Origin of the sequence: Corynebacterium afermentans subsp. afermentans (assembly GCF_030408355.1) — a bacterium.
Taxonomy (GTDB): domain Bacteria; phylum Actinomycetota; class Actinomycetes; order Mycobacteriales; family Mycobacteriaceae; genus Corynebacterium; species Corynebacterium afermentans.
The window spans coordinates 1,311,047-1,323,186 of sequence record NZ_CP046606.1 but is presented as its reverse complement, the minus strand read 5'-3'; the positions used below and the strand labels follow the sequence as shown (position 1 = coordinate 1,323,186).

The following is a 12,140-nucleotide window of genomic DNA, read 5'->3' as shown; positions in this document are numbered from 1 at the left end:
TGTGTTTGTACACGCCCCGATACTCCCAGGAGGAAGGTACTCAAGATGGCAACTACCGCCGATTTTAAGAACGGCCTGGTGCTGAAGAACGACGGCAAGCTGCAGCAGATTGTCGAATTCCAGCACGTGAAGCCGGGTAAGGGTCCGGCGTTCGTGCGCACCAAGCTCAAGGATGTCGTTTCGGGCAAGACCGTGGAGAAGACCTGGAACGCGGGCGTGAAGGTGGAGACCGCGACCGTGGACCGCCGCGACATGACCTACCTGTACAACGACGGCACCAACTACGTTGTCATGGACGACAAGACCTTCGAGCAGTTCGAGCTGCCGGCGGAGAAGTTCGGCGATGCCGCCCGTTTCTTGCTGGAGAACATGCGCGTGCAGGTGTCCTTCCACGAGGGCGACGCGCTCTTTGCGGAGCTGCCGATTTCTGTGGACCTGAAGATCGACCACACCGAGCCGGGCCTGCAGGGCGACCGCTCCTCCGGCGGCACCAAGCCGGCCACCCTCGAGACTGGTGCCGAGATCCAGGTGCCGCTGTTTTTGGAGACCGGCAACGTGGTCAAGGTGGACACCCGCACCGGCGAGTACCTGTCTCGCGTGAACAACTAATGCCCGATTACAAACGACACGGCGCGCGTTACCGTGCACGCCGCCGGGCAGTAGACATTCTTTTTGAGGCGGAAACCCGCGACATCGACCCGGTCGCCATCGTTGAGGACCGTTCGCAGCTGTCGCAGAACCCGCTCAACGCCGTCGCGCCGGTAGCGGACTACACCCGAACCATTGTCGCGGGTGCCGCGGAGAAGCTGGACGACCTCGACGACGCGATCGAGCGCCACCTCTCCGAGGACTGGGAGCTGTTCCGCCTGCCCGCCGTTGACCGACAGGTTCTTCGCGTTGCCGCATGGGAGATTCTCTTCAACGACGAGGTCGACGCACCCGTGTCCATCGCTGAGGGCGTGGAGATGGCCGCCGAGTACTCCGGGGCCCAGGCAGCGCCGTACATCAACGTCGTGCTCGACGGCATCGCGCAACGTGCGGCATCCAACTCGCCGTTTGCCGGCGAGGGAGCGGAAGACGCCTACCCGGTTGAGGATGAGAGTGCCCCCACCGATGAGCACTCGGAGGACCTCGGGCTGGAGCAGGCGGAGGACACCGACGCAGCCACGGACCGCGAGATCGCCGAGTCCACCGAGGACTTGGAGGCCGGGGAACCGGCGACGGACGGGACCCGCGGCTAGTACCGGGCCCCGGCAGAAAGTCGAGTAGAGGAGGTCGAGTTCACGCCCATTGAGCGGCGTACTCGACCTCCTTTACTCGACTTCTAGAACGAACACCACCGAAAGGAACCGACATGTCCAAACTCACCGTTGAGGAAGCCAAACAGTTCTTCGTTGGCCCCGATTTTCAGCTCGCGGACGTGGACCCGGCCGCCACCCCAGGCGTCTCGGACGTGGACGACGCCTTCAACGAATACGACGACGACCTGGACGAGCTGCAGGAGATGCTCTTCGCCAACGGCCGCGCCGGCAACGATAATGCCGGTTCGATTCTGCTGGTGCTGCAAGGCATGGACACGGCCGGCAAAGGCGGTATTGTTCGCCACGTTATCGGCGCGACCATGGACTTGCAGGGCGTGCACGTCCAGGGCTTCGGGCGCCCGACGGAGGAGGAGGCAGCGCACGACTTCTTATGGCGCTTCACTTCGCACCTGCCCAAGCCGGGACAGATCGCGGTATTCGACCGCTCGCACTACGAGGACGTGCTGGTGCAGCGCGTGAAGCAAATGGCGCCGCCGGAGGAGATTGAGCGCCGCTACGGCGCGATCGTGGAGTTTGAAAACGAGCTGGCGGCCAACGGCACGAAGATCATCAAGGTGATGCCGCACATCTCGCGCGAGTTCCAGGCGGAGAACCTCAAAGAGCGCATCGAGCGGGCGGACAAGCACTGGAAGTACAACCCGAGTGACATCGAGGACCGCAAGCTGTGGAGCCAGTTCATGGCCGCCTACCAGATCGCCATGACGCGCACGTCCACCGAGGTCGCGCCGTGGTACTGCATCCCGTCCGACAACAAGAAGTACTGCCGCACGGTGGTCAAGGCATTGCTTTTCGACGCACTAAAGTCGCTCAACCTCGAGTGGCCTGCCGCCGACTTTGACCCCGAGGTTGAGCTGGAGCGCCTGGAGAACTCCTAGCCGGCGGAGTCGGTTTCGCCGTCTGCCGGGGCGGTGTCTGCGGCTTCGGCCTGCTTCTGGATTTCGCTGACCAGGGCGCGCATCGCGTCCTGGGTGGCCAGCACGCCGTCGACGGCGGCCTTGAGCGCGTTGGAGAGCTGGTCGTCGGCAAGCCCCGCGCCGACCTGGATCTCGGACTCGGTGCGCACGACGAGGTTCTCGGTGCGGTTGACCACGAGTGCGCGGGCATCCAGGTAGGAGCTGTTGACCTGGTTCGCCGCCAGGTACAAGGTGGCGTCCGGGGTGTCGGCCGGGGTGTCGGTGACGGAGTCGGCGCGCACGATGAGCACGGAATCCAGCAGCACGAAAAGAAGGTTGTAGCCGTTGACGTTGGCGTGGGCCGCGCGGCCCGAGGGGTCGTCGGCGACCTCAACGTCGTGGCCTGCCATGGCCTTGATCACGCGGTCGATGGTCACGAGCGTTGCGTTGCTCATTACTGCGGCTCCTCCCAGGTGACAACGGTGGGGAAAGTGTTCTTCAAAAAGTCGAAGGCCTGCAAAGTGGCGTCGATGGAGCTGACGATGAAGGCGCCAAGCTGGTTGAACGACGCGCTTTCGGCGATGCGCATCGAACGGATGGCGCTGATGGCCAGCTGATCCTCGCCGCGCTCGAAGAAGCGCAGGGTAGGCGCGAAATGCGTCTGGTTGTGCTCGTTGCAGGCGTAAAGCACTTTCGGCGCCATCTCGCGGGGGAACTCGCCGCGCCACAGTGCTTCGAACACGAGGTGGTCTCCGTCGATGGCGACCACGATGGCGGCGTTGATGAAGCCGGAGCGCACCACCTGGTCTTCGATGCGGTACTCGAGGTTTTCTTCCTCGAAGATCGCGGCGACGGCCTCAGGCGTGACCTTTTCGGTCACGTTGCGTTCGGGGTGCTCGCTCGGCTGGACGGGCTCTTCGGTTTGATCAGTAGTCACGCCTGCGAGACTAGCAGCTGCTCGTGGCCCAACTCGTGGCGCAGGGCGGCCTCGAGGGTGGGGTAGCGCAGCCGCCAGCCGCGCTCGGCCGCCACGGTGGGAAGGGCACGTTGGTCCGCCAGCGCGAGCTCGTGCGCGCCTTCTTCGCCCAGCAGCAGTTTCGGGCCGAACGTCGGGATGGAAAACACGTCCGGCCGGCGCAGCAAATGCGCGAGGGTCGAAGAGATCTCGGCGTTGGTCACAGGTTCCGGGGCGGTGGCGTTGACAGGCCCGGAGACCGTGTCGTCTATTAGCGCGCGCACGTAGAAGTCGGTGAGGTCGTCCAGCGCCACCCAGCTCATCCAAAAATCCCCGCGCCCGAACCGCGCGGAGAGCCCTGCGTTGACGCTGGCCTTGAGCACCGGCAGTAGTCCACCCGCGCTGGAAAGCGCCAGCCCGGTGCGGATGTGCACGCTGCGTAACCCCTCGACGCGTGCTGCCTCTTCCCAGGCGTTGCAGACCTCGGCCAGAAAACCTTCGCCGGGGCCGTCAGTTTCGGTGCGGGGTACGCTTCCGGCGTCGGTGCCGTAGTAGCCGACCGCGGAGGCGCCGACGAAGACGTCCACGCCGGAGTCCGCGGCCAAGCGGGCGAGCTTGCGGGTGGGTTCTACCCGCGAGTCGCGGATCTTACGCTTCTTTTCCTCGGTGAACCGGCCCATGATGGTCTCGCCCGCGAGGTGGATCACCCCGTCGACGCCGCGCAGCAGGTCAGGTGCTGGATCGTCCATGTCCCAGTGCCGCTCGCCCGGGCCCGCTGAGCCGCGCACCAGCGGGATCACGGTGTGCCCGGCGGTGGTCAGTTGCGCGCGCAGGTGAGTGCCGACGAGGCCGCTGGAACCTGTCATGGCCACCGTCTTCGGGGCAGTATCCGGCAGGGAGGCGATGAAGCGCAGGTCTTCCACCAACTGGCGCTGGCGGTAGGCCCAAGCTGGACGCAGCAGGGCTTCTGGGATGCGGGCCGTGACGTCGTCGATAAGCAAAGTGCCCTCACCTACGTCCTCGAAACGGTGCACGTGGCGCCAACCGGTAGCCGCGCGCAGCGGCTGGTTCGCTGCGACGTCGGTGAACTGGCCGCCCGCGATGTAGTCGTCGGCGCAGTGGCGCGCGACCCACTGCTGGCCCGCGGGGAGGCGGAACACAGTGGTGCCATTGCGTATCGACGCCGCTTCGCTTTGCACCCGCATTGGCAGGAACCCGGGGGTGAGGCGGGTGACGGCGCCCGGGCGGGTGTGCCAGCGCCATACGGTGTCGCGGTCGAAAGGCAGGGTGTACTCAGCGCGGATGCCCATGGAATCCTTCCCGGTTTATACATGCAGGTGCTAAGGTGAAACGCGGTCCCAAGACTACACACGGCCCCGGCAAGTGGGGCCGGTTCGAAATCCTTTAAATTCCGCACTGTGAGGCGGGGAAGGAGGTTCGATGAGTGAGAACGAACGGTCGACCGTCGAGTTGCTGAACGCTCAAGACGTCGGCCGCACTGTTGCACGCATCGCGCATCAGATTATTGAGAAAACGGCGTTGGACGATGAGACCAGCCCACAGGTTCTGCTGTTGGGAATTCCGTCCGGGGGAGTGCCGCTGGCACAGCGAATTGCAGTAGCCGTTGAAGAATTTTCCGGGGTGGCGATCCCCGTGGGCAGCCTGGACACGACGCTGTACCGCGATGATTTGCGCAACCGCCCCCACCGCGCCCTGCGGCCCACCAACATCCCGGTGGACATTGACGGGGCGGTGGTGATCCTGGTCGACGACGTGCTGTACTCCGGCCGCACCATCCGCGCGGCGCTGGATTCCTTGCGCGACATCGGCCGCCCCGCAGCCATCCAACTGGCGGTGCTGGTGGACCGCGGCCACAGAGAACTGCCCATCCGCGCGGACTACGTGGGCAAGAACATCCCCACCTCGAAGGACGAGGACGTCACCGTGTCGCTGACGCCGCTCGATGCCGAGGACCGGGTCACCCTGTCCAGGCCTGCAGAGGGAGGCACGAAATGAAGCACCTGATCGACATCGCGGATCTGTCCCGCGAGGAAATTGTCGGCCTGATGGACGAGGCGGACCGTTTCCGCGAAGCCTTGGACGGCCGCGAGATTAAGAAGCTGCCCACCCTGCGTGGCCGCACGGTGATGACGCTGTTCTATGAAAACTCCACCCGCACCAGATCCTCCTTTGAGACGGCAGGGAAGTGGATGAGCGCCGATGTGATCAACCTGTCCGCGTCCTCGTCGTCGGTGAAGAAGGGCGAGTCGCTCAAAGACACCGCCGCGACCCTCGAGGCGGTCGGCGCAGACGCGATCATCATGCGCCACCCGGCTTCGGGCGCATCGCAGCTGCTGCGTAAGTGGCTGCCGGAAACCAGCATCATTAACGCTGGCGACGGCCAGCACCAGCACCCCACCCAGGCGCTTTTGGACGCGGTGACCATGCGCCAGCACATCGGCGACGTGGCGGGCAAGACCGTGCTCATCGTTGGCGACGTCCTGCACTCGCGCGTGGCGCGCTCCAACGTGGACCTGCTGCACACGCTCGGTGCCGAGGTTGTGCTGGTGGCCCCGCCGACGCTGCTGCCCACCGGCGTGCAGTACTGGCCGGCGCGAGTCTCACACGACTTCGACGCCGAGGTCGAGCAGGCGGACGTGGTGATGATGCTGCGCGTGCAGGCTGAGCGCATGCACGGCGGCTTCTTCCCGTCGCACCGCGAGTACGCCACCCTGTACGGGCTGAGCAAGGACCGCGCGAACCGCATGAAGGACTCGGCGCTGATCATGCACCCGGGCCCGATGTTGCGCGGCATGGAAATCAACTTCGACGTCGCGGACCGCGACAACGCCGTGGTGCTGGGCCAGGTCTCCAACGGTGTCTACACCCGCATGGCCGTGCTGTTTACCCTGCTGGCTAGCTCTGACGAGCGGGGCAGCGCTGAGGAAGGAGCCATCAAGTGACCACGTTCGCTTTGAACAACGTCCGCCCGTACGGCGAGGACGTGACCAACATTCTCATCGACGTCGCCGACGGCGTGATCGACGCGGTCGGGGAGAACCCCTTCGACGACGCGGACGAGGTCGTGGACTGCGGGGGCAACGTGCTGCTGCCGGGCCTGGTGGACATGCACGTGCACTTGCGCGAGCCGGGCCGCGAGGACACTGAGACGATCGCCACCGGCTCTGACGCCGCGGCCAAGGGCGGGTTCACCGCCGTGTTCACCATGGCCAACACCTCCCCAGTGATCGACCAGCCGTTCCTCGCTGAGGCGGTATGGACGAAGGGCCAGGAGTACGGCAAGTGCGACGTCTACCCGGTGGGCTCCATTTCCCAGGGTTTGAAGGGTGAGCAGCTCACCGAGATCGGGCTGATGTCCCGCAGCGGCGTGCGCATGTTCTCCGACGACGGCAAGTGCGTCAACGACCCGCAGCTGATGCGCCGCGCCATCGAGTACGCCAAGGCGCACGACGTGGTGCTCGCGCAGCACGCCGAGGACCACCGCATGACCGAGGGCTCCGTCGCCCACGAGGGCGAGCAGGCCGCACGTCTGGGCCTGCGCGGTTGGCCGCGCGTGGCGGAGGAGTCCATTGTGGCGCGTGACGCGATCATGACCCGCGACTACGGCGGCCGCTACCATCTGTGCCACGCCTCCACCGAGGGCACCGTGGAGCTTCTGCGCTTTGCTAAGAACCAGGGCATCGACGTCACCGCCGAGGTCACCCCGCACCACCTCATGCTCACCGACGAGAAGCTCGCCACCTACGACGGCCTGTTCCGCGTGAACCCGCCGTTGCGCGAGGCCCGCGACGCCGAAGCGCTCAAGCAAGCGCTTCTCGACGGCACCGTTGACGTGGTCGCCACCGACCACGCCCCGCACGGCTCCGAGGACAAGTGCGTGGAGTTCGAGCACGCCAAGCCCGGCATGCTCGGCCTGGAGACCTCTTTGGCCGTGGTCCACCGCATCTTCGTGGAGTCGGGCGAGGCCGATTGGCGCTTCGTGGCCAAGGTCATGAGCGAGCGTCCGGCTGAGATCCTGCGACTTGAAGACCAGGGCCGACCGATCAACGTCGGTGAGCCGGCCAACCTGGTGCTGGTGGACCCGCAGTCGCCGTGGACCGCCCACGGCGATGAGATGGCGTCCAAGGCATCCAACACCCCGTACGAAGACATCGAATTTTCCGCCCGCGTGGTTGGCACCTGGCTGCGCGGCACCCAAACCTACGACGCGAAGAAGGCGTAAACCATGTCTGACAACACCACCAAGCAACCCCAGCGCACGCGCGCGACGCTCGTGCTTGACGACGGCTCCGCCTTCCCCGGCTTCATTTTCGGGGCGACGCCCGCAGCAAACATCTCGGATGAGATCGCCGGCGAGGTCGCCTTCACCGCCGACATGTTCGGCTACGAGCGCGAACTGTGCGAGGCCAATCGACAAGGCCAGATCCTTGTTTTCGCCTCCCCGCAGGTGGGCAACGTCGGCTGGACCGGCGAGGGCGCGTCCGGCAGCACCGAGATCACCGCCGCAGCCGTCATCGTGCGCGACGTCGCGCGCATTGCCTCCAACCACAACGCCCAGCGCACCCTGGCCGAAGAACTTGCGGCGCAGGGTGTCACCGGCTTGTGGGGCGTGGACACCCGCAAGCTTGTCCGCCACCTGGCAAACGCCGCCCGCGAGGGAAAGTCGGTGCGGGGCCAGGTCACCGTCGATAAGCACGAAGCCTAAGAGAAAGACCAGGAGATACACACATGAAGCGCAACGACTTAAACCACGTCCTGGTCATCGGCTCCGGCCCGATCGTGATCGGCCAGGCTTGCGAGTTCGACTACTCCGGCACCCAGGCGTGCCGCGTGCTCAAAAACGAGGGCCTGCGGGTAACGCTGGTGAACTCCAACCCGGCGACGATCATGACCGACCCGGAGTTCGCCGACCACACCTACGTGGAACCGATTGAGCCCGGCTACATCGACCGGGTCCTCGCCCGCGAGGCAGAGCAGGGCCACCCGGTGGACGCGATCCTGCCCACGCTCGGTGGCCAGACCGCCCTGAACGCCGCGATCAAGCTGGATCGCCTTGGCATTTTGGAAAAGCACGGGGTGGAGCTCATCGGCGCCGACATCGAGGCCATCGAGCGCGGCGAGGACCGCCAGAAGTTCAAGGACATCGTGGAGAAAATCGGCGGCGAATCCGCCCGCTCCCGCGTGTGCTACACCATGGAAGAGGTCGAGGAAACCGTCGCGGAACTGGGCTTCCCATGCGTGGTGCGCCCCTCGTTTACCATGGGCGGCCTCGGCTCCGGCCTGGCCTACGACATGGTCGATCTGCACCGCATCGCCGGCGACGGCCTGGTGGCCTCGCCGGAGGCGAACGTGCTGATCGAGGAATCCATCCTGGGCTGGAAGGAAATCGAGCTGGAACTTATCCGCGACTCCGCGGATAACTGCATCGCCGTCGCCACCATCGAGAACGTGGACGCGATGGGCGTGCACACCGGCGACTCCGTCACCGTGGCTCCGGTGCTGACCATGACTGAGCCTGAGGTGACCACCATGATCGAGCAGGGCAAGGCCATCATCCGCGAAGTCGGTGTGAAAACGGGCGGCTGCAACATCCAGTTCGCCATCAACCCCGAAGACGGCCGCATGATCACAATCGAGATGAACCCGCGCGTGTCGCGTTCGTCTGCTTTGGCGTCCAAGGCCACGGGCTACCCGATTGCGAAGATGGCCACCTTGCTCGCCATCGGTTACACCCTTGACGAGATCCCCAACGACATGACCGGCGGGGAGACCACGGCGCTCGCGGAGCCGTCGCTGGACTACGTCATTGTGAAAATGCCGCGCTTTGCCTTTGAGAAGTTCCCGGGCTCCGACGAGACCCTGGGCACGTCGATGAAGGCGGTGGGCGAGGCCATGGGCATCGGCCGTAACTACATCCAGGGCCTGAACAAGGTCATGCGCTCGATGGAGGACAAGCCGAACGGCTTCTGGACCCGCCCGGACGAGTACTTCGCCGGCGAGCGCGCCACCGACGTCGCGGCGGTGCTCGAGGACCTGAAGGTGCCCACCGACAAGCGCCTCTACGACGTGGAGCTCGCGCTGCGCCTCGGCGCCAGCGTGGACGAGGTGTACGAGGCCTCCGGCATCGACCCGTGGTTCCTGGAGGAGCTCGTCGCACTCATCGAATTTAGGCAGCAGCTTCTCGACGCCCCGGTGCTCGACGCCGAGCTGTTGCGCGAAGCGAAGGCGTTTGGCCTGTCCGACGCCCAGATCGCCGCGCTGCGCCCGGAGCTGGCGGGGGAGTCCGGTGTGCGCCAGCTGCGCTGGTCGCTGGGCATTACCCCGACGTTTAAGACGGTGGACACCTGCTCCGGCCAGTTCGACGCGAAGGTGCCTTACCTGTACTCCGCCTACGAGCTCGACCCGGACGCCGAATCCGAGGTTGTTGCTTCTGATTCTGGTGCTGCTTCGAGCTACAGCGAAAAGCAGAAGGTGATCATCCTCGGCTCCGGCCCGAACCGCATCGGCCAGGGCATCGAGTTCGACTACTCCTGCGTGCACGCTGCGCTGGAGCTGTCGCGTGTGGGCTACGAGACGGTGATGGTCAACTGCAACCCGGAGACCGTTTCCACCGACTACGACACCGCTGACCGCCTCTACTTCGAGCCGCTGACGTTCGAAGATGTCATGGAGATCTACCGCGCTGAGGCCGCCACCGGCACCGTCGCAGGCGTGATCGTGCAGCTCGGCGGCCAGACGCCGCTGGGTCTGGCGCAGCAGCTTGAAGACGCCGGCGTGCCGGTGGTCGGCACTTCCCCCAAGGCCATTGACATGGCGGAGGATCGCGGCGAGTTTGGCAAGGTGCTCGACGCAGCGAACCTGCCGGCACCAGCCTTCGGCACTGCCACCACCTTCGAAGGCGCCCGCGAGGTGGCGGACCGCATCGGCTACCCGGTGCTGGTGCGCCCCTCCTACGTGCTAGGTGGCCGCGGCATGGAGATTGTCTATGACGAGGACAACCTGCGCGACTACATCAACCGCGCCACCGAGTTGTCCCCGGACCACCCGGTGCTGGTGGACCGCTTTTTGGACAACGCTATCGAGATCGACGTCGACGTGCTCTGCGACGGCACGGACGTCTACCTCGGCGGCGTGATGGAGCACATCGAGGAAGCCGGCATCCACTCCGGCGACTCCGCCTGCGCGCTGCCGCCGATGACGCTGGGGCCGGACGACATTGCCAAGGTCCGCCGTTCCGCAGAAGCTCTCGCGCACGGCATTGGCGTCGAGGGCCTGATGAACGTGCAGTTCGCGCTCAAGGATGACATCCTCTACGTCATCGAAGCCAACCCGCGCGCGTCGCGCACCGTGCCGTTCGTGTCCAAGGCCACCGGCGTGCATCTGGCCAAGGCAGCCGCGCGCATCATGATGGGTGCCACGATTGCGCAGCTGCGTACCGAAGGGTTGATCCCGTCCGACTACGACGGCGGATCCTTGCCGCTGGAGCACCCGATCGCGGTGAAGGAAGCGGTGCTGCCGTTTACCCGGTTCCGCCGCCCGGACGGCGCGCTGCTGGACACCATCCTCGGCCCGGAGATGAAATCTACCGGCGAAGTCATGGGCCTGGCACCGTCCTTCGGAATGGCGTACGCCAAGGCGGAGGCCGCGGCATTCGGCGAATTGCCTACCGAAGGCACTGTGTTTGTCTCGCTTGCCAACCGCGACAAGCGCACCCTGATTTTCCCGATCCAGCGCCTGTCCACCATGGGATTCAAGGTCCTGGCAACGGAGGGCACGGCGCAGATGCTGCGCCGCAACGGCATCGAATGCGAGGTCGTGCTCAAGGGATCACAGGTGCGTGAGGGCGCTGAGGGGAAGTCCATTGTGGACCGCATCCTGGATGGCGAGATCGACCTGGTGTTGAACACCCCAGCTGGCTCCGCAGGCGCGCGCCACGACGGTTACGACATCCGCGCGGCGGCCGTTATCGCCGACGTGGCCATCATGACCACCGTGCAGGGCGTCACCGCAGCAGTGCAGGGCATCGAGGCGACCCGCGCCAAGGAGTTCTCCGTGACCAGCCTGCAGGAGCTCGAGCACGGCAAGACGGAGGCGAAGTAATGACGGCACAGGGCTTCGGCGAGCGCCTCGTTGAGGCCGGGCGGGAGTATGGCCGTCTGTGCGTGGGCATCGACCCTCACGCCGCGCTGCTTGCACAGTGGGGGCTTGAAGACACAGTCGAGGGTCTGCGGGCGTTCTCCGAGACCTGTGTGGAGGCATTCGCCGGCCACGCCGCGGTGGTCAAGCCGCAGGTGGCGTTTTTCGAGCGCTTCGGCTCAGCCGGATACGCGGTGCTCGAGGACACGCTCGCGCAACTGCGTGAGAGCGGCACCTTGGTAATCGCCGATGCGAAACGCGGCGACATCGGGTCCACGATGGCGGGCTACGCGGCGGCCTGGCTAGCGCCGGGTTCTCCGTTGGAGGCCGACGCGCTGACCTTGACGCCGTACCTTGGTGTTGGCTCGCTCGACCCGGCGATCGAGCTGGCGGCCCAGCACGGCAAAGGCGTGTTTGTCATGGCCGCCAATTCCAACCCGGAGGCGGTGGCGCTGCAGACCGGCACTATCGACGGGAAGATGCTCGCGCAGCGGATGGTGGATGAGTGCGCGGAGTACAACCGTGGCGACGATGCTGAATACATTGGGCACGTCGGTGTGGTCGTCGGCGCGACTGTGCAAAACCCGCCGGTGCTGGACCAGCTGAACGCGCCGGTGCTGATGCCGGGCGTGGGTGCCCAAGGAGCGACGATGGACGATGCCCAAGCGATTGCGGGTGAGGTGGGGCACCTCGTTTTCCCCAGCGTTTCCCGCTCGGTCCTCGCTGCAGGGCCGGAAGTCGCTGAGCTGCGTAAACGTGTGTCTGACCTGGGGAAACAGGCGAAAGGCTAGGGTGTATTTACCGCCTAGCAAA

General features: G+C 65.5%; 12 protein-coding genes. 9 read left to right on the top strand and 3 right to left on the bottom strand.

From position 1 onward, the window contains the following. Positions 1–45 precede the first annotated feature (45 nt). From efp to CAFEA_RS06310, 3 genes are all read left to right on the top strand, one after another. Positions 46–609 carry an elongation factor P gene (gene efp, locus CAFEA_RS06320; protein WP_034998857.1) on the top strand — a complete coding sequence of 188 codons (564 nt, stop codon included), beginning with the start codon at positions 46–48 and terminating at the stop codon, positions 607–609. After that, entirely contained in the window at positions 609–1,241 is a 633-nt protein-coding gene (gene nusB / locus CAFEA_RS06315; RefSeq protein WP_063936774.1) for a transcription antitermination factor NusB, read from the top strand. Before efp ends, nusB begins: the two co-directional genes overlap by 1 nt. Before the next feature lie 113 nt (positions 1,242–1,354). After that, positions 1,355–2,197 (top strand): PPK2 family polyphosphate kinase, encoded by an 843-nt coding sequence (locus tag CAFEA_RS06310; protein WP_063936773.1) that lies wholly within the window; start codon positions 1,355–1,357, stop codon positions 2,195–2,197. Here the strand turns inward: CAFEA_RS06310 and CAFEA_RS06305 are convergent. Genes CAFEA_RS06305 through CAFEA_RS06295 form a run of 3 tightly spaced genes read right to left on the bottom strand, consistent with a single transcriptional unit; the run spans position 2,194 to position 4,480 of the window. After that, positions 2,194–2,670: a YbjN domain-containing protein gene (locus CAFEA_RS06305; RefSeq protein ID WP_063936772.1), complete on the bottom strand. Its 477-nt coding sequence runs from the start codon at positions 2,668–2,670 to the stop codon at positions 2,194–2,196. The two genes, CAFEA_RS06310 and CAFEA_RS06305, sit on opposite strands and share 4 nt — an antisense overlap. Then, positions 2,670–3,152, bottom strand: a complete 483-nt coding sequence (locus CAFEA_RS06300; protein ID WP_034998862.1) for a type III secretion system chaperone family protein — start codon at positions 3,150–3,152, stop codon at positions 2,670–2,672. Before CAFEA_RS06300 ends, CAFEA_RS06305 begins: the two co-directional genes overlap by 1 nt. Next, positions 3,149–4,480: a TIGR01777 family oxidoreductase gene (locus CAFEA_RS06295; protein WP_063936771.1), complete on the bottom strand. Its 1,332-nt coding sequence runs from the start codon at positions 4,478–4,480 to the stop codon at positions 3,149–3,151. The genes CAFEA_RS06300 and CAFEA_RS06295 overlap by 4 nt, the downstream gene beginning before the upstream one ends. Positions 4,481–4,610: 130 nt before the next feature. Here CAFEA_RS06295 and pyrR point away from each other — a divergent pair, with 130 nt between their 5' ends. The 6 genes from pyrR to pyrF are packed head-to-tail and all read left to right on the top strand — an operon-like array spanning position 4,611 to position 12,118. Continuing rightward, entirely contained in the window at positions 4,611–5,186 is a 576-nt protein-coding gene (gene pyrR, locus CAFEA_RS06290; protein WP_034998864.1) for a bifunctional pyr operon transcriptional regulator/uracil phosphoribosyltransferase PyrR, read from the top strand. Next, the gene (locus CAFEA_RS06285) at positions 5,183–6,133 is read left to right on the top strand and encodes an aspartate carbamoyltransferase catalytic subunit (protein WP_063936770.1); all 951 of its coding nucleotides are present in this window, start codon (positions 5,183–5,185) and stop codon (positions 6,131–6,133) included. The genes pyrR and CAFEA_RS06285 overlap by 4 nt, the downstream gene beginning before the upstream one ends. Further along, on the top strand, positions 6,130–7,413 hold the full coding sequence (locus tag CAFEA_RS06280; protein WP_063936769.1) for a dihydroorotase: 1,284 nt from the start codon (positions 6,130–6,132) through the stop codon (positions 7,411–7,413). Before CAFEA_RS06285 ends, CAFEA_RS06280 begins: the two co-directional genes overlap by 4 nt. 3 nt (positions 7,414–7,416) lie before the next feature. After that, the gene (locus CAFEA_RS06275) at positions 7,417–7,896 is read left to right on the top strand and encodes a carbamoyl-phosphate synthase domain-containing protein (RefSeq protein WP_063936768.1); all 480 of its coding nucleotides are present in this window, start codon (positions 7,417–7,419) and stop codon (positions 7,894–7,896) included. A 23-nt stretch (positions 7,897–7,919) separates the two neighbouring features. After that, on the top strand, positions 7,920–11,291 hold the full coding sequence (gene carB / locus CAFEA_RS06270; protein WP_063936767.1) for a carbamoyl-phosphate synthase large subunit: 3,372 nt from the start codon (positions 7,920–7,922) through the stop codon (positions 11,289–11,291). Then, the gene (pyrF, locus tag CAFEA_RS06265) at positions 11,291–12,118 is read left to right on the top strand and encodes an orotidine-5'-phosphate decarboxylase (protein ID WP_063936766.1); all 828 of its coding nucleotides are present in this window, start codon (positions 11,291–11,293) and stop codon (positions 12,116–12,118) included. Before carB ends, pyrF begins: the two co-directional genes overlap by 1 nt. Positions 12,119–12,140 lie beyond the last annotated feature (22 nt).